Below are 16,813 nucleotides of genomic sequence, written 5' to 3'. Positions count from 1 at the left end.
TCAAAAAAAACTCAGATAGGATGAAAATAAATCAATTCATTCTATCTGAGCATATGAATATTATTAAACAGGCCTCTTATAATAAAAAAGACTTTCGCGTAGAGGCACGTGAGTTCTTGTACCAGGGATTTATTCAGGTAGAAAAAGTCAGCCTGAAACACCGTTTATTTAATCAGGAAAGCTCAACCCCTATTTTGCAACGTGAGCTGATTCATCGGCCAGAAGCAGCGGGTGTGCTGATGTACAATCATCAACAGCAGAAATTCGGCCTGATCGAACAGTTCCGGATTGGCGGACTGGATGATATCGACTCTCCTTGGCAACTCGAAGTAATTGCTGGCGTTCTGGATGGCGATGAAGCGCCTGAAACATGCATCCGTCGCGAAGCACTCGAAGAATCAGGCTGTACCCTGGATGAGCTGCAGCACATTTTCAGCTTCTATCCGTCCGCCGGGGCATGTTCCGAATTATTTCATTTATATGTGGCGCAGACCGAATTGCCTGAACAGGGCGGTATTTTTGGCATGCCGGATGAAGGTGAAAATATCCAGCTGCATATTCTGGATTATGCTGATATTCCGTCCTTGCTCACGAATGGTCGCTTAAGAAATGCACCTGTCATTATGGCCTTGCAATGGTTGCAACAACATATTCATACTGCAGGAATATGTCTAAGGGGAAAGACATGAGTTTTCAGCAGTCAAGCATAAACACACAGCCAGATTGGACCATTATCCAGATTTCTGATACCCATTTGATGGATCGGGAAGAGCTGGAATTTGCCCGGATGAATCCCGAGCAGAGTTTTCACGAGGTGATGCAGCAGATCCAACAGCGCTTTCCCCAAATGGATGCACTGATTCATACCGGTGATCTGGCACAGGTGCCGGTCGAGCAGACTTATCAACGCTATTTAGCATTTGTCCAGTCTTTAAACGTGCCGTATTATCAGATTCCAGGTAACCATGACGATTCTCGGGTGTTCCCTTTTCACCAGCATGCGAATCAGGTACATGCCATTCATTTTGGCACCTGGACCATGATCCTGTTAAATAGTGCCGTTCAAGGCAAGATCGATGGCTGGGTGGAACAAGCTCAACTCGATCAATTGGACCAATTATTGCTTGAATTTAAGCATCAGCATGTCATTGTCGCTTGCCATCATCATCCTTTTACGATGAAGTCACACTGGATTGACCAGCACCGACTGAAAAATGCTGAAGATTTAAAAGATGTACTGGCTCGGCATCATAATATCAAGCTGGTTCTGTTTGGTCATGTGCATCAGGATTCCTGCAACGAATGGCATGGCATCTACTTTTTATCCACGCCATCGACCAGTGTGCAGTTTAAACCTAAAAGTGAAGATTTCGCGCTAGATCAGGCGGCACCAGGTTATCGTGTATTACATTTGCAACAAAATGGTGAGTTTGATACCTATATTGAACGGGTGGCATTGAGCCAGCAAAATATTAATACCGAAATTTCAGGTTATTAACTTTTCAATTTGTTTTTTTTGCATTACTTTATTGCAACCAAAGGAAATGTGATATGCATAGTCCAGACATCAAAGACTATCAATAAGCATAAAAAGTCTATATGATGACGGCCCCCATAGGAGGATAATCTTTCTACAGGGTGGATAAAAAACTGCATATCACCATATTTTTTGCGTAGCAATCATACGCATAGATGAGGAATGCCCTAAATGGCGAATGACAACCAAAATCAAGTCTTAGACAATCAAACTGATGTTGTAGAAGAGAAAGCTGCAAAGCGCGTACGCAAATCTAAGCCTAAAACGACTGACGGTGGTTCTACTGCTAGCTTATTTGGTATTGAACCTTATCAACCTAAAAAAAATGAAGAATACATGTCTGAAGGTCAGCTTCAGCATTTCCGCCAAATCTTGCTGGCTTGGAAAGCTGAGTTGATGTCAGAAGTGGATCGTACCCTGAATACGATGCAAGACGAAAATACTGCTCTTCCAGATGTGAATGACCGTGCCACTCAGGAAGAAGAGTTTGCGATTGAGTTACGTACCCGTGACCGTGAACGTAAACTGATTCGTAAAATCGAACAGTCGATCGAAGCAATCCAGAATGATGACTATGGTTTCTGTGAAACTTGTGGTATCGAGATTGGCTTGCGTCGTTTAGAAGCACGTCCAACGGCTACTTTATGTATTGACTGCAAAACCCTTGCAGAGATCAAAGAGAAGCAAAATAACGGTTAATTATGTCATTGAGTAATCCCTCCCTGACCCTCCCTTTAATAAAGGGAGGGAAAGCTGAAGTGAATTACGTGGGTCGGTTCGCGCCATCGCCAACCGGCCCTTTGCATTTTGGCTCCCTCATTACTGCTGTTGCCAGTTACTGCGATGCCAAAGCCCATCATGGTAAATGGCTGGTCCGGATTGAAGACACCGATATTCCCCGCATTTATCCCGGCAGCGAAGAGCATATCCTGCGTGCCATGGATGCCTTTCAGCTTGAACCTGATGCCGAAATCATTTTCCAGAAAGACCGTTTAGATATTTACGAAGACGTCATCCAGCAATTACGTCAGCAAGACCTAGTCTATGCCTGTCAATGTACCCGTAAAATGCTCGGTTCCAATCATATCTATCAGGATACCTGCCGTGACTTGGGTCTGGCTTTTGAGCATCAGGCCATCCGTTTAAAAGTTGAAGATGTTGAAATCTGTTTTGAAGACCGGCTGCAAGGTCAGCACTGTTCAGAACTGAAAAAAGATCTGGGCGATTTTGTCTTAAAACGTCGTGACGGCATTATGAATTACCAGCTGGCTGTAGTAGTCGATGACTATCTGCAAGGTATGACTCATGCGGTACGTGGAGCTGATCTTTTAGATAATACCGAACGGCAAATCTATCTGGGACAGTTACTCGGTTATCCGCAGCTGAGCTATATGCATCTGCCGCTGGCAATGAATGATCAGGGACAAAAACTGTCAAAACAGAATCTGGCCCAAGCCCTGGATTTAACTCAGGCGCCACAATTATTAAAACAGGCACTTAAGGCTTTACATCAGGCCGAAGTTGATCTGGATACTCCGCAACGGATGCTGCAACAGGCAGTGGCGCAATGGGATATCGAGCAGATTCCACATACAACTGAGCTACAAGGTCACTATTTATAAAAACAGCCTTTCACTTAAGCTAGACTTCTGGAATGAAAAATAGATAGGAAGAAGAGTATGTTTTTTATTTTTGGCATCGGCCCTAAAACCAAAACGATTGAGAAAAGCCAGTTTCTGTGTCCGGTGTGCCGTACCCGTTCGGGCTATGAGCTGAAACAGCAGCGTAATTATTTTTCTTTATTTTTTATTCCCTTGATTCCACTTTCCAAGCCTAAAACTGCTTTTGTGACCTGTTCCAATTGTGGAACCGCAATGCCGAGCACGGTACTGGACCATGCTCAGCCAGAGCCAGGACGAAACTCCAATCTAGAAGCTTGATTCTTCGCGGCTTGGATTGACCTGACGCGTGGTCGAATCAATTTTCAGAATCAGACTGATCATGACCGCACAGATAATCAGGGATGAACCGCCATAACTAATAAATGGCAAGGTCAAACCCTTGGTCGGCAACATGCCCATATTCATACCGGCATTCACCAGAATCTGTAACAGGAAAATGATACTGATGCCATAAGCCAGATAGCCGGCACGCAAATATTGATGCTGCAAGGCGCGGTGTCCAATGCGGATACAGCAAACCAGCATGGTGAAGGACAAGATCAGGATGGTTGAAATGCCTAAAAAGCCAAATTCTTCACCCAAAATTGCCAGCATGAAATCGGTATGCGCCTCAGGCAAATAAGACATTTTCTGGATACTATGCCCCAAGCCTACCCCTGCCCATTCCCCACGGCCAAAGGCCATAAGGGCATTAGAGAGCTGATAACCGGTGCCTAAGGGATCTTCCCAAGGATTCGAAAAAGACAGCAGACGTTGCAGACGATACGGTTCCAACAGAATCGCGGCAGCAAATGCGCCGACCAAGGTCATAAAAGCCACACCGAACTGAATCCACGGCGCACCCGCCAGAAAGAACACGCCAAGCATGGTTAAGGTAATTACCACGGTTGCACCCAAGTCAGGCTCGAGAATAATCAAACCGACGGTAGCACCCATGATGGCACTTAAACGCACCAGACCCTTGATATTATTCCGTACTTCTTCCGCACGGCGCACCACGTAGTCTGCAGTAAAAATTGCCATCATCACTTTGGCGACTTCCGAAGCCTGTAAGGTAAAGCCTGCGATCCGAATCCAGCGTTTGGAACCATTGACTTCCGTCCCGACAAATAGCACGGCCACCAAAAGTACGATGGTAATAATCCACAAAAAGAAAGTGTTATTAAACCAGACTTTTAAGGGGATTTTATAAGCCAGAAAAGCTGCTACGGCAGCGACAAAAATCGAAATCCCATGTCGGCTAATATAGTGAAACGGATTTTCATGCATACGTTCTGCATAGGGCATCGAGGCCGATGCCACCATGATCGAACCAATGCAGAGCAAAGCCAACACACAGAAAATCAATACATTCCGTGGATTCACTTCAGCAGGTATTCTAGGTATCCACTGCGTATAAAATTGATTTAATTTATTGATCGTAGTCTGAGCAAACCCAGCCATATCACGAATCCTTGTTATTCTTAATTGAGTTCATTCACATACGCAACAAACTTGCGACCACGCTCAGGATAACCCGAGAACATATCAAAACTTGCGCATGCAGGAGACAATAGCACGACATCATGTGCCTGAGTGTGCTTTTGGCAGATTTCTACTGCCTGCTGCAAGCTGTCCGCATGAATCAGTTCAGTCGTACCCGCAATCGCTGCTTCAATGACGGGACGATCTTCACCGATCAACACGGCCACTTTGGCATATTTAGCGAGTGATTCACGCAAGGCTTTAAAATCCTGACCCTTACCTTGTCCACCAAGAATAATCGCGACCTTACCGCCTTGGGCTTCAATCGCCATGCCTAGACCATCTAGCGCCGCCAAGGTTGCTCCAATATTAGTACCTTTGGAGTCGTTATAATAACGTACGCCTTGCACTTCTTTAACGAATTCACAGCGATGTTCCAGACCTTTAAAAGTCTTTAAAGTGTCAAGCATACGGTCCAGTGGTAAACCAATCGCCTCACCCAGTGCCAGACAGGCCAAGGCATTGGCAACATTATGCGTGCCCTGCATATACATCTCGGTACTTTTCAGCAGACGCTCACGACCACGCGCCAGCCAGATGCTGCCATCGGTATCTTTGAGAATACCGTACTGGTTCATATCTGGCGCATTTAGACCAAAGCTTTGCATCGGTGTTACGTCTGGTACCAACGGACGGGTCAAAGAGTCATCACGGTTATATACGACTTTTTTCACACCCTGGAAAATCCGGTGTTTCGCCGTGTGATAACCCATCATATCGCCATGACGATCCAGATGATCTTCACTCATGTTCAACACTACCGCGACTTCAGCCGCCAGATTTGAGGTGGTTTCCAGCTGGAAACTGGACAGCTCGAGAATATACAGTTCAGGATCATCTTTGGTCAGGTCTAACGCAGGACGGCCTAAGTTACCACCGACGGCAACTTTTTTGCCTGCATCCGCTGCCATCAAGCCAATCAAGGTCGTTACGGTACTTTTGGCATTAGAACCGGTAATCGCCACAATAGGCTTATCCGTAGCACGGCGTAAAATCTGGATTTCACTGACTACTGGAATGCCATTGTTAATCGCTGCCTGAATTTCAGGAAGTTTAGGATCAAGCCCCGGGCTGATCACGATTTCTTCTGCAGACAACAACAGCTCGGCATCAAACTGACCAAAACTGGTCTGAACCTCAGCGGGTATCTGGTCATGTCCTGGCGGATTGGCTCTAGAATCTGTTACTGCAACGCGGTAGCCCTGACTATGCAAGAAATTGACTGCTGCAACACCTGATATTCCGAGTCCTGCAACGACTTTTAACCCACCACGTTGTATTAACATTTTCGCCCCATATTTTGGTCTATTTTGAAACTGACGAAATGGTAGCACTTTGCTGTTTTGAATGCCTTTTCTGATTGGCTTTTCTGCACATTTTTTTGTGTCCATGCGTAAAAAAACCGTCATGATCATGACGGTTTTTAAAATTTAGCTCGAAAAGGAAATTATTTCCATTTTACCGCTTGTTGGGCTGGCTTTTCCTCTACACTTTTTTCTGAAACTGGGCAGGCACAGTTGCCACCACAGCCTGCAGCTATACCCGGTTGCAGCCATTTGGCCAGACGCTGCCAGCCCTTGGCTGCGCAGGCATCAGACAGCTTCTGGAAGACTGAGTTAGAGGTGTTCGGAAACACCTTTTTAAAGACAACCAGCATGCTCCAAAGCACCAGTGCTGTCACAATTAGAATTTCAATCATCTCAATCTCCCATACGTATACAATGCAGCAAACTCAACTGGTCAAGGCCAATCTGAGATTTAGCCTAAATAATATGAAGCAATTTGATAAGTCAGGAATGACATGAAATATGCCAGACCAAACAGGTAAACAGTCATGATACTGACAGTTTTCCAGGAACCGGTTTCACGTTTCACCGTTGCTAGGGTCGCCAGACAATGCGGTGCATAAATAAACCACACCAACAAAGACAAACCTGTCGCCACTGACCAGCCCAGATCGCCTCCACCGCTGATCAGTGCAGCCAAACCTTCAGACATCGCATCTTCATCAACTGCCGACATCGCATACACTGTACCCAGTGCTGCAACGACCACTTCACGCGCTGCCATCGCCGGAATCAGGGCAATACAGATCTGCCAGTTAAAACCGAGCGGTGCAAAGATCGGCTGCATCAGATGACCGAGCATCCCTGCCAATGAATAATCAATGGCCGGCAAGGTTGCGCCTTCTGGCGGCTGTGGGAAAGTACACAAGAACCACAGTACAATCGATAATGCGAAGATGATGCCACCGACCCGTTTCAAGAAGATTTTGCCGCGATCCAGCAAGCCGATCCAGACGTTCTTCAGGTCCGGAAAACGGTAGCTTGGCAGTTCCATCAATAACATGTGCTGTGATTTATCTTTGTGGAAGAATTTCAACACAAAAGACACCAGCAAGGCACTCACGATACCCGCCATATACAGACCAAACAGCACCAGACCTTGCAGATTGAGGAAACCCCAAACAGTTTGTGATGGTATAAATGCTGCAATCAGCAAGGCATAAACTGGCAAGCGCGCCGAACAGGTCATTAAGGGTGCAACAAAAATCGTGGTTAAACGATCTCGCGGATCACTAATGGTACGCGAAGCCATAATCCCCGGAATGGCACAGGCAAAGCTGGACAATAACGGAATAAAGGCACGTCCTGACAAGCCTGCTTTAAACATCAGCTTATCTAATAGAAAAGCAGCACGCGGTAAATAACCTGATTCTTCCAGTACCAGAATAAAGAAGAACAGAATCAGAATTTGCGGCAGGAATACTACCACTCCGCCGGCACCGGCAATAATCCCGTCCACCACCAGACTATTCAGTAAGGGATGCGAAATATATTCGCCGAGGAACTCACCCAGCCAGCCAAAGAAGGTTTCAATCCCATCCATAAACGGCGCAGCCCAAGCAAATACCGCCTGGAAAATCACAAACATCATCACGGCCAGACTAATTAAGCCCAGTACCGGATGCAGAAAAATCCTGTCAAGAAAATCGGTACGTTTATCTTCCTGATCGACGAAATTGACGACGTCATTCAGAATGTTTTCCACGCGCTGGTGACTGTCGCCTTTCAAGCCGCTGAGTTCGGTCTGGGGTACAGAATACTTGCCTTGATCCAGGGCGTTTTTCAGGTTTTCAATGCCTGAACTGCGCACAGCCACCGTTTCTACCACAGGTACGCCCAGTCGCTCAGACAGCTTCTGAGTATTGATCTGCATGCCACGCCGGCGTGCTTCATCCATCATGTTCAGCACGACCAGCACTGGACGACCCAGCGCAATCATTTCCAGCACCAGACCCAAATGCAATTTCAGATTGGTGGCATCTACCACACACAAAAATGCATCCTGCTCCTGCTCTTCCGCAATTTTACCTTGTACCACATTGCGGGTGATTTCTTCATCCGGACTGGTCGCATCCAGACTATAGGTTCCCGGCAAATCCAGTACCCGTACCGCTTTGCCTGAGGCAAGCTGAAACGTACCGACTTTACGTTCAACCGTCACACCCGCATAGTTACCGACTTTTTGGCGTGTTCCGGTTAAATGGTTGAATAATGAAGTTTTACCGCAGTTAGGGTTACCGACAAGGGCAATACGTAATGTATCACTCATGCCGACACCGCCTGTTCGATTTCAATTTTGGCTGCTTCTGATTTACGCAAAGCAAAACGTGTGAATCCAACTTGAATCAAAATGGGATCTCCACCAAAAATACCTTTAGTAATGACCTGTACCTTTGTACCTGGTACAAAGCCTAAAGTTTCCAAACGACTCGCGACGACATCGTGTAGAGCACTTTCACCATCAGTTGTTCGACTCACTTTTCGAATGATGGCAATTTGTTTTGCTTTTAAATCAGACAAACGCACCGTGAAATTCCTAAACTATTTTGTACAGTATACAAACAAATGAGAATAATTAACAAATAAGATTAATTACATTTCGATTTAGCCTTATACCACATCGACACTGTCATAAAATTACACTACAGTGGAGAATACCAATCCCGATTATCGCTTTTTCAGATCAGATCCTTTCACCCTATGCTGAATAAAAAACCCCGTATTCCTGCCCCTGTCCAGATTCCTGATGCGTTCAGTTATTTACAGGGTTTTCGTGATTATCTGATTGCGCAAACGGTCAGCCCGCATACCCGCAATGCCTATTTGTCTGATCTGGTGCAATGTGCAGAATGCCTGAGCAAGCCTCTGCCGGAATGGAATCATGATGATATTTCCGATGTACTGATTGCACTGACCAAACAGCAAAAAAGTCCACGTTCAATTGCTCGCTGCCTGTCTGCCTTGCGTTCATTTTATAAATTTCTGCGTGAGCAAAAACTGCGTAGTGACAATCCGGTTGCTGCACATAAAACCCCGAAACTGGGCCGGGCCTTACCTAAAGATCTCTCCGAAACAGATGTAGAAGCCTTGATTCATGCTCCCGATATCAACACAGCATTAGGGCTGCGCGATCGTGCCATGTTTGAAGTATTGTATGCCTGCGGACTCCGGGTGACCGAACTGATTAACTTGCGTCTGGAACTGATCAACTTAAAACAGGGTTATTTGCGTATCGTCGGTAAGGGCAATAAAGAACGTCTGGTGCCGATGGGACAAATGGCCTGTGAATGGGTAGAAAAATATCTGAACGAAGCCCGTCCGCAACTGTACAAGACTTCGACTGATTATCTATTTCTGACCCAGCATGGCGGCATCATGAGCCGGCAGAATTTCTGGTATGCCATTAAGCGTTATGCGCTGCAGGCCGGAATTCAGTCCGAACTGTCACCGCATACCTTACGCCATGCCTTTGCGACGCATTTACTTAATCATGGCGCAGACTTACGCGTGGTGCAGATGTTGCTCGGGCATAGTGATCTGTCTACCACCCAGATTTATACCCATGTGGCACAGGTACGAATGCAGCAGCTACACGCGACCCATCATCCACGGGCTTGAATCAGATCCGGACGGAATAAACTGAGAAGTTTGACGTGTGGGTATTTTTTTTTGTTATGCTAATGCTCTGTTTTTAATCCAAGAAGAAAAGGGTTTTTTATGACATTTGCCCGCTCAAAAATTTTTATGGCTTGCATACTTGCTGCTGGTTTGGGTCTGACTGCGTGTTCCAATTCCACTAACAACGATAAAAAGCAAGAGTTGACTGCGAGCGCACCGGCGACGGGCGAAGCCTCTACCCTGACCGAACGCAATGCAGAACAGCGTCTGGCTTCTACATTGGAAAAGCATTTCAAAACCGCTGGCATTAGTGCCAAAATTACCGACATTAAAGCCACTGAAGTGCCAAACCTGTACTGGGTGAGTCTGGAAGGCATGTCTGCGGTCTATGTCACCAGTGACGGTAAATATCTGATTCAAGGCGATGTGATCCGTCTCGGCGACAAACAGCTACACAATGTCAGCGAAAATCTGCAGGCAGGCATCAACAGTAAACTCTTTGCTGAACTCAAACCAGCAGACTTACTGGTCTATCCAGCCAAAGGCAAAGCCAAGCATGTGGTTTATGTGTTTACCGATGTCAGCTGTCCGTATTGCCATAAATTCCATGAGCAAATGGATGAGATGAATGCCAAAGGCATTGAAGTGCGTTATATCGCCTGGCCGCGTGGTGAACAGCATATGCCGGCCATGGAAGCAATCTGGTGCAGTGCCGACCGTCGCAGTGCCTTTGACCAAGCGATTGCGGGTGCACAGATTAGTACAAAGAAATGTGAAAATCCTGTTCAAGATCAATATCAAATGGGTCTGAATATGGGCGTGAATGGCACCCCTGCCATTTATAATTCAGAAGGTACTTATCTGGGCGGTTACCTGTCTACATCGGAATTATTGAATCGGCTTAAATAACTCATTTTAATACGTTATTTAACTTTATTTTATAGATAAAGATATTCTGAAATGACCCTAGAGTCAGGCGGGTTTTTTAGCTATGATCTAGGCTCTTGTAAAAAACTGTTTATATTTGGAGTGTGACGTGAAACCAGTTCGTCTGGCAATCCTCGGTCTTGGTACTGTAGGTGGTGGTGCCTTGAAACTATTAAAAGAAAATGCTGCTGAGATCAAACGTCGCACCGGTCGTGAAATTGAAATTACCCATGTAGGCACCCGTCGTCCACGTCCTGATCTGGATCTACCAGAATCGGTTAAACAAAGTGCCGACTTGATGGACATCGTCCGTCAACCTGATGTAGACGTGGTGGTTGAAGTGATGGGCGGAATTCATCCTGCTTTTGAAATTATTATGGAAGCCATGAAACATGGCAAACATATTGTAACGGCCAACAAAGCGCTCTTGGCTGAACATGGTAATGAACTGTTTAAAGCGGCTGAAGACAATGCCGTACAGATTGCCTATGAAGCCGCAGTGGCTGGTGGTATCCCAATTATTAAAGTGATTCGTGAAGGTCTGGCAGCCAACAAGATTGAATGGCTGGCCGGTATTATTAACGGCACGGGTAACTTCATTCTCAGTGAAATGCGTGAAAAAGGCCGTGCTTTTGAAGATGTGCTGAAAGAGGCTCAAGAACTGGGTTATGCTGAAGCTGATCCGACCTTTGATGTGGAAGGTATTGATGCTGCGCACAAGCTCACCATTCTGGCCTCATGTGCCTTTGGTATTCCGCTACAGTTTGACAAAGTCTTTACTGAAGGCATTGGCAAAGTCACTGCACAAGACGTGAAATATGCCGAAGACCTCGGTTTCCGGATTAAACACCTGGGTATTGCACGCCGTACCGATGCCGGGATTGAACTCCGTGTACACCCGACCCTGATTCCAGATGACCAGCTGATTGCCAATGTTAACGGCGTGAAAAATGCGGTTCTGGTACAAGCGAATGCGGTTGGCCCAACACTGTACTATGGTGCTGGCGCGGGTGCGGGACCAACGGCTTCTGCGGTTGTTGCCGATGTGGTTGATATTGTCCGTGACATTATTTACACAGAAGACGGCGCAGGAACCATTCCGCAACTGGCCTTCGAAGCGCTCAGTGATTTACCGATCTTGAGTCGTGAACAAATGACCACCGGCTATTACATCCGTATTAATGCCGAAGATCAGATGGGCGTGCTCGCTGATGTGACCACGATTCTCAGTCGTGCCGGCATCAGTATTGATGCGATCATGCAGCAACCACGTTTATCCAAAGACCTTATTCCTATCGTGATTCTGACTGATCCAGTCAAGGAATCAAAAATGGATGCAGCGCTTTCACAAATTCAAGCATTACCCGTCATTCATGGCGAAATTGTACGAATTCGTTTAGAATCGCTTGATAATTAATCGGGTTGAGGGGAGGATTCCCCTTGCCAAGCTCTACACACAATTGGAACATCATCATGTCGAATGCCAATCGTTATACTGGTTTAGTTGACCGCTATCGCGACCGTTTACCAGTGTCTGCAACTACTCGTGCGATCTCTTTGGGTGAAGGTAATACTCCACTGATCAAGCTTGAGAATATTCCACGCATTATTGGTAAAGATGTTGAAATTTATGTGAAGTACGAGGGCTTAAACCCGACTGGTTCATTTAAAGACCGCGGTATGACTATGGCCGTGACCAAAGCCGTTGAAGAAGGCTCTAAAGCCATCATCTGTGCATCTACTGGTAACACCTCTGCGGCGGCGGCTGCATATGCTGCGCGTGCCGGCATCAAAGCATTCGTGCTCATCCCTGAAGGCAAAATTGCCATGGGTAAAATGGCGCAGGCGATGATGTATGGTGCGATCACCATGCAAATTCGCGGTAACTTCGATGACGGTATGCGTCTAGTGAAAGAAGTTGCCGATCAGGCACCGGTAACGATTGTAAACTCAATCAACCCATACCGCCTGCAAGGTCAAAAAACCATTGCTTATGAAATCGTTGAAGCTTTAGGTCGTGCACCGGATTATCACTGCCTGCCAGTCGGTAACGCGGGTAACATCACTGCACACTGGATGGGTTATACCGAAGCGGTTGCCAACCAGTCGAAAGAAGAATTTGAGCAAGTCGTTTACGATGCTGAAACTGATGCTTTTACTGGTCCTAAACCGGCTGGCTTGCCAATCATGGCAGGTTACCAAGCCTCTGGTGCTGCACCGTTCCTTCGCGGCGGTCCAGTAGAAAACCCGGAAACTGTTGCAACTGCGATTCGTATCGGTAATCCGCAAAGCTTCAATCATGCTAAAGCGGTTGTTCGTGATTCAAACGGCTGGTTCGATGAACTGACTGATGCGGAGATTCTGGAAGCTCAACGTCTGCTTTCTATGTATGAAGGTGTGTTCGTAGAGCCGGCATCTGCTGCGTCTGTGGGCGGTGCAATCCGTGATATTAAAGCGGGTAAAATTGCTGAAGGTTCAGTGATCGTATGTACCGTAACGGGTAACGGTCTGAAAGATCCAGACACTGCCATCAAGCAATGTGCTGATGCCGTGATGTTGTCGATTGATGCAACTATGGCTCAAGTGAAAGACTCTATTCTATCGAATATGTAATTTCGAACAGAATTAAAAAAACCCTGCAAGTGCAGGGTTTTTTTTATGAACCAATCAATTAGATTCGTTTAGGTTGCTGGCTGACCCAACTCATTAAACGGGTCGCATCATTGGTACGGGCCTGTGAGCTGTTGGCACCTAAAAGGACCACTGCCACCGGACGGTTATTCAAAGTGGTATGCATCACCACACAACGCCCTGCTTCATTAATAAAACCGGTTTTGGAAATATTGATATTCCAGCCACCATTACGCACCAGCGCATTGGTATTATTCGATTTCAGCACACGATAGCCCAAGTTAAAGTCATAGCTCGGGGTGGTCGAGAACTGGCGAATCAGGCCGTATTGAGAAGCCGTATTGACTAAAATCCCCAAGTCACGCGCCGATGCCACATTTCCAGGATGCAAGCCGGTTGATTCCATAAAGCGGGAAGAGTTCATGCCTAAAGCTTTGGCTTTACTGTTCATCGCTGCAATAAATGCACTTCGGCCACCCGGATAGGTTCGTGCCAAAGCGGCAGCAGCCGGATTCTCGGACTTCATCAAAGCAAATAATAAAGCTTCAGCACGGTTCATACTGTCCCCTGCTCTTAAAGTCGAGCTTGAGCTTTTACACCCTGAACAGGAAAAATCAGCCTGTTGCAGGGTGATTTTTTCCGACATATTCAGACGTGCATCAGAAATCACCACTGCTGTCATCAGCTTGGTAATCGATGCAATCGGATAGGCAGTATTGGTATTTTTGCTAAACAGCACTTCACCGGTTTGTGCATCCATGACCAGTGCAGCCCGCGCATTGACAGAAGGTTGATTACTAAAATGATTCGTATCAATAATCTGCGGCGCAGTATAAGCAGGTTTGGCTGTTGTTGGCGCTGCTGTGCCGGCCTGACGCAAAGTGGTAGTCACTGTGGCAGACCCGGGTGGCGACGGTTCATTGGCAAATGCATTAAAATCGTCGCTCATTAACTGGTTAACTTCTTCAGAAGACCAACTAATGCTGGAACCGCCCTCTGCCGTGCCAGAATTCATAATGATTTCAGCAAAACTTGTCGTGCTCATGCTGATTAACACGGACAGGCCGAGTAGATGCCTTAAAGACTTGTTTATTTTCTTCACTATTCCTTCACTCAACTAACAGAGGTAAGATTGATTTGCGTATTACCTCTAATATGCCTTACATTTAAACACAATGCAGAACATTTTTTGTTCTTGACACTGTGTGATAAGTTTCAGATTTAATCTTGCGAATAGGATTGCTAATTTTGTACTTTCATTGCAAGCTTATTTTGCTTTATGTAACAAAAAAATGATTTTTTTAACAGAGGGAGAGCGTAGGTGATCACAGTTTTAGTTGTGGACGACCATGAATTAGTTCGTACTGGAATTTGCAGAATGCTAGAAGACCATGCGGAGGTTCAGGTAATTGGACAAGCTGAATCTGGTGAAGAAGCGATCTCTCTGGTTCGTCAACATCATCCTAATGTAGTTTTGTTAGATGTGAATATGCCGGGTATTGGCGGCGTAGAAACCACGCGCCGTCTACTTCAGAGTGCGCCGGAAACCAAAGTTCTAGCGGTCAGCGGTCTGGCAGAAGAACCTTATCCGTCCCTGTTATTGAAAGCCGGTGCCAAAGGTTATATCACCAAAGGGGCCCCGATTTCGGAAATGGTCCGTGCGATTAATAAAGTCATGCAAGGCGGCAAATATTTCAGTGCAGACATTGCGGAACAGTTAGCCAGCTCTTACCTTTCTGATACACAACAATCCCCTTTTGATGCCCTTTCAGAACGGGAAATGCAAGTCGCGATGATGGTGGTGAATTGTATCAGCGCCCAGGAAATTGCCGATAAACTCTTTGTCAGTGTTAAAACAGTGAATACTTATCGTTACCGTATTTTTGAAAAACTGAATATCGATAGCGATGTCAAACTGACTCATCTAGCCATGCGCTATGGACTCATTAAACCTTAGCTTTTAACGAGTTCCGGTGCATATGGCACAAAAATCCAGTTATTCTGCGCTCAATCAATATCATCTCGGTATCTGGTATAGCGCTTATCGCCTGCTGATCAGCACCGGCCTGCTGCTGATTTTTCTGCTGACCTATCCCGAACTCACCAGCGATTATCAATACCCGCAGCTGTATTATTATGCGCTGGGAATCGGGGTTGCGATCAATACCGTACAGCTGTTTGCGCTGAAATGGATCAGACGCCTAATCCAGCCGCAGCTGATCATGATTTTCTTTAGCGATGTCTGCGTTTTAAGTTTGCTGACCTTGGCGAGCGACGGTCCTAATTTGCAAATTGGGCTGCTGTTTGTGATTACTATCTTTTCTGCATCTTTATTATTAGATGCAAAAAAGGCCTTGGTCGTCACGCTCATTGCAGTCATCAGCGTTATTTATCAGCATTTTATCGGCAGTATTTTTGCCTTCTCTTCCTTAAGCAATATCAGTAATAGCGCCTTGCTGGCCTTTTTGTTTTTTGTGGTCTATGGCACCGGACAAATTGCCGTGCGTCGTTTTCAGATTCTGGAAAATCTGAATTTTTCTCAGTCGCTGGAACTGCATCGCTTACAGAATATCAACCGCTATATTCTGGAACAGATTGAAACCGGCTATCTGGTTCTGGATGAAAACTACCATGTGGTACTCAGTAATCCTGCCGCCTGTAATCTTCTTGGAATTGAGTCCAAATACGGCCATGAGAAATTCACATTATCTCAATCACAGCCGGATTTATTTGAACTGATCCATTTTGAAACACTGGAAAATGGTGAGCGTTTTCAATTTGAATCACAGCAAAGTCGCTATAATATTTATGTGCAAGTACAAAAGCTGATTGTGCCGCATCAGACTCTAATGCTACTGGTGTTACAGGATGCCAAAAAACTGAATCAGCAGGTGCAGCAACTTAAACTTGCTGCACTGGGTCAACTCTCGGCCAGTATTGCGCATGAAATTCGTAATCCATTGGCGGCCATTGTACAGGCCAATGATTTATATCTGGACTCGGAAGCTAAACAACAACAAGTGCTCAACCAGATGATTGGTCGACAGGCGACCCGGATTGACCGAATTATTCAGGACACACTGAATATGGTCAAAAATAAAGAAACCCACCCGATACCGATTCATCTCAATGATTTTATCCCGTTATTTATCCAAGAAGATCTGGCCGATATTCATGATCAGATTCAATTTAATATTGATATCCCGCTGGTGATCCAGTTTGATGAAGCACAATTCCGGCAAATTCTGATTAATCTGATTCGTAATGCTATTCGTCACAATTCAGCAGATGCAGCCTATATTCAGCTGAATGTGCATCCTTATGAACATCGGGTGTGGATTGATGTAAGGGATTTTGGCTCTGGCGTAGCCGTACATGACCAGGCCTTACTGTTTAAACCCTTTTTTAGCACATCGATTAGTGGTACCGGATTAGGACTGTATTTATCACATAGTTTTTGCGAAGCAAATCAGGCACAATTAAACTATATACAACAAGAACAGGGCGCATGCTTTCGCATCAGCTGTCAACGTATCACGCTTTAAAGG

The 16,813-nt window shown here is 45.8% G+C and carries 17 protein-coding genes; 11 read left to right on the top strand and 6 right to left on the bottom strand.

Going from position 1 to position 16,813, the window contains the following annotated elements; translation table 11 throughout:
* Positions 1-53 precede the first annotated feature (53 nt).
* The 5 genes from PV763_RS07530 to PV763_RS07510 all read left to right on the top strand — a co-directional run bounded on the left by PV763_RS07530 (position 54) and on the right by PV763_RS07510 (position 3,477).
* The gene (locus tag PV763_RS07530) at positions 54-689 is read left to right on the top strand and encodes an NUDIX domain-containing protein (protein WP_420937571.1); all 636 of its coding nucleotides are present in this window, start codon (positions 54-56) and stop codon (positions 687-689) included.
* A complete protein-coding gene (locus tag PV763_RS07525; RefSeq protein WP_153566389.1) occupies positions 686-1,498 on the top strand; it encodes a metallophosphoesterase in 813 nt (270 codons plus the stop codon). Before PV763_RS07530 ends, PV763_RS07525 begins: the two co-directional genes overlap by 4 nt.
* A 210-nt stretch (positions 1,499-1,708) precedes the next feature.
* Positions 1,709-2,236: an RNA polymerase-binding protein DksA gene (gene dksA, locus PV763_RS07520; protein WP_004281072.1), complete on the top strand. Its 528-nt coding sequence runs from the start codon at positions 1,709-1,711 to the stop codon at positions 2,234-2,236.
* Between the two features lie 2 nt (positions 2,237-2,238).
* The gene (gene gluQRS, locus PV763_RS07515; RefSeq protein ID WP_420937570.1) at positions 2,239-3,159 is read left to right on the top strand and encodes a tRNA glutamyl-Q(34) synthetase GluQRS; all 921 of its coding nucleotides are present in this window, start codon (positions 2,239-2,241) and stop codon (positions 3,157-3,159) included.
* A gap of 57 nt (positions 3,160-3,216) precedes the next feature.
* Positions 3,217-3,477, top strand: a complete 261-nt coding sequence (locus tag PV763_RS07510) for a zinc ribbon domain-containing protein (RefSeq protein WP_420937569.1) — start codon at positions 3,217-3,219, stop codon at positions 3,475-3,477.
* Here PV763_RS07510 and ftsW read toward each other — a convergent pair.
* The 5 genes from ftsW to PV763_RS07485 form a co-directional block, all read right to left on the bottom strand.
* Positions 3,466-4,662 carry a putative lipid II flippase FtsW gene (ftsW, locus tag PV763_RS07505; RefSeq protein ID WP_004281069.1) on the bottom strand — a complete coding sequence of 399 codons (1,197 nt, stop codon included), beginning with the start codon at positions 4,660-4,662 and terminating at the stop codon, positions 3,466-3,468. The two genes, PV763_RS07510 and ftsW, sit on opposite strands and share 12 nt — an antisense overlap.
* A gap of 20 nt (positions 4,663-4,682) precedes the next feature.
* A complete protein-coding gene (murD, locus tag PV763_RS07500; protein WP_420937568.1) occupies positions 4,683-6,029 on the bottom strand; it encodes a UDP-N-acetylmuramoyl-L-alanine--D-glutamate ligase in 1,347 nt (448 codons plus the stop codon).
* A gap of 161 nt (positions 6,030-6,190) precedes the next feature.
* Positions 6,191-6,442 carry a DUF6587 family protein gene (locus tag PV763_RS07495; RefSeq protein WP_420937567.1) on the bottom strand — a complete coding sequence of 84 codons (252 nt, stop codon included), beginning with the start codon at positions 6,440-6,442 and terminating at the stop codon, positions 6,191-6,193.
* 59 nt (positions 6,443-6,501) lie between these two features.
* Positions 6,502-8,358: a ferrous iron transporter B gene (gene feoB / locus PV763_RS07490; RefSeq protein ID WP_420937566.1), complete on the bottom strand. Its 1,857-nt coding sequence runs from the start codon at positions 8,356-8,358 to the stop codon at positions 6,502-6,504.
* On the bottom strand, positions 8,355-8,615 hold the full coding sequence (locus tag PV763_RS07485; protein WP_004281065.1) for a FeoA family protein: 261 nt from the start codon (positions 8,613-8,615) through the stop codon (positions 8,355-8,357). The genes feoB and PV763_RS07485 overlap by 4 nt, the downstream gene beginning before the upstream one ends.
* Before the next feature lie 174 nt (positions 8,616-8,789).
* On the opposite strand from PV763_RS07485, the gene xerD reads away from it, so the two are divergent.
* The 4 genes from xerD to thrC all read left to right on the top strand — a co-directional run bounded on the left by xerD (position 8,790) and on the right by thrC (position 13,247).
* The gene (gene xerD / locus PV763_RS07480) at positions 8,790-9,707 is read left to right on the top strand and encodes a site-specific tyrosine recombinase XerD (RefSeq protein WP_420937565.1); all 918 of its coding nucleotides are present in this window, start codon (positions 8,790-8,792) and stop codon (positions 9,705-9,707) included.
* A gap of 99 nt (positions 9,708-9,806) precedes the next feature.
* Positions 9,807-10,616: a DsbC family protein gene (locus PV763_RS07475; protein WP_305158216.1), complete on the top strand. Its 810-nt coding sequence runs from the start codon at positions 9,807-9,809 to the stop codon at positions 10,614-10,616.
* A 127-nt stretch (positions 10,617-10,743) separates the two neighbouring features.
* Complete coding sequence (locus PV763_RS07470; protein WP_034438395.1) at positions 10,744-12,051, top strand: homoserine dehydrogenase; 1,308 nt, start codon at positions 10,744-10,746, stop codon at positions 12,049-12,051.
* 56 nt (positions 12,052-12,107) lie between these two features.
* Positions 12,108-13,247: a threonine synthase gene (gene thrC, locus PV763_RS07465; RefSeq protein ID WP_005169011.1), complete on the top strand. Its 1,140-nt coding sequence runs from the start codon at positions 12,108-12,110 to the stop codon at positions 13,245-13,247.
* A gap of 58 nt (positions 13,248-13,305) precedes the next feature.
* Here thrC and PV763_RS07460 read toward each other — a convergent pair whose 3' ends face one another.
* Positions 13,306-14,367 (bottom strand): serine hydrolase, encoded by a 1,062-nt coding sequence (locus tag PV763_RS07460; protein WP_420937564.1) that lies wholly within the window; start codon positions 14,365-14,367, stop codon positions 13,306-13,308.
* Between the two features lie 219 nt (positions 14,368-14,586).
* On the opposite strand from PV763_RS07460, the gene PV763_RS07455 reads away from it, so the two are divergent.
* Both PV763_RS07455 and PV763_RS07450 read left to right on the top strand, forming a co-directional pair.
* A complete protein-coding gene (locus PV763_RS07455; protein ID WP_005108454.1) occupies positions 14,587-15,222 on the top strand; it encodes a response regulator transcription factor GacA in 636 nt (211 codons plus the stop codon).
* A gap of 22 nt (positions 15,223-15,244) precedes the next feature.
* Positions 15,245-16,810, top strand: a complete 1,566-nt coding sequence (locus PV763_RS07450; RefSeq protein ID WP_420937578.1) for a sensor histidine kinase — start codon at positions 15,245-15,247, stop codon at positions 16,808-16,810.
* Positions 16,811-16,813: the final 3 nt, after the last annotated feature.

It is taken from the genome of Acinetobacter sp. AS5, assembly GCF_048957595.1.
Classification (GTDB): Bacteria; Pseudomonadota; Gammaproteobacteria; order Pseudomonadales; family Moraxellaceae; genus Acinetobacter.
The sequence above is the reverse complement of the archived record's forward strand: the minus strand, read 5'-3'. Positions and strand labels throughout refer to the sequence as shown.

Excerpts from the sequence above, each read along its gene's own strand:
- PV763_RS07530 (WP_420937571.1), top strand. The coding sequence starts at position 54 with ATGAATATTATTAAACAGGCCTCTTATAATAAAAAAGACTTTCGCGTA.
- PV763_RS07525 (WP_153566389.1), top strand. The coding sequence starts at position 686 with ATGAGTTTTCAGCAGTCAAGCATAAACACACAGCCAGATTGGACCATT.
- dksA (WP_004281072.1), top strand. The coding sequence starts at position 1,709 with ATGGCGAATGACAACCAAAATCAAGTCTTAGACAATCAAACTGATGTT.
- gluQRS (WP_420937570.1), top strand. The coding sequence starts at position 2,239 with ATGTCATTGAGTAATCCCTCCCTGACCCTCCCTTTAATAAAGGGAGGG.
- PV763_RS07510 (WP_420937569.1), top strand. The coding sequence starts at position 3,217 with ATGTTTTTTATTTTTGGCATCGGCCCTAAAACCAAAACGATTGAGAAA.
- ftsW (WP_004281069.1), bottom strand. The coding sequence starts at position 4,662 with ATGGCTGGGTTTGCTCAGACTACGATCAATAAATTAAATCAATTTTAT.
- murD (WP_420937568.1), bottom strand. The coding sequence starts at position 6,029 with ATGTTAATACAACGTGGTGGGTTAAAAGTCGTTGCAGGACTCGGAATA.
- PV763_RS07495 (WP_420937567.1), bottom strand. The coding sequence starts at position 6,442 with ATGATTGAAATTCTAATTGTGACAGCACTGGTGCTTTGGAGCATGCTG.
- feoB (WP_420937566.1), bottom strand. The coding sequence starts at position 8,358 with ATGAGTGATACATTACGTATTGCCCTTGTCGGTAACCCTAACTGCGGT.
- xerD (WP_420937565.1), top strand. The coding sequence starts at position 8,790 with ATGCTGAATAAAAAACCCCGTATTCCTGCCCCTGTCCAGATTCCTGAT.
- PV763_RS07475 (WP_305158216.1), top strand. The coding sequence starts at position 9,807 with ATGACATTTGCCCGCTCAAAAATTTTTATGGCTTGCATACTTGCTGCT.
- thrC (WP_005169011.1), top strand. The coding sequence starts at position 12,108 with ATGTCGAATGCCAATCGTTATACTGGTTTAGTTGACCGCTATCGCGAC.
- PV763_RS07450 (WP_420937578.1), top strand. The coding sequence starts at position 15,245 with ATGGCACAAAAATCCAGTTATTCTGCGCTCAATCAATATCATCTCGGT.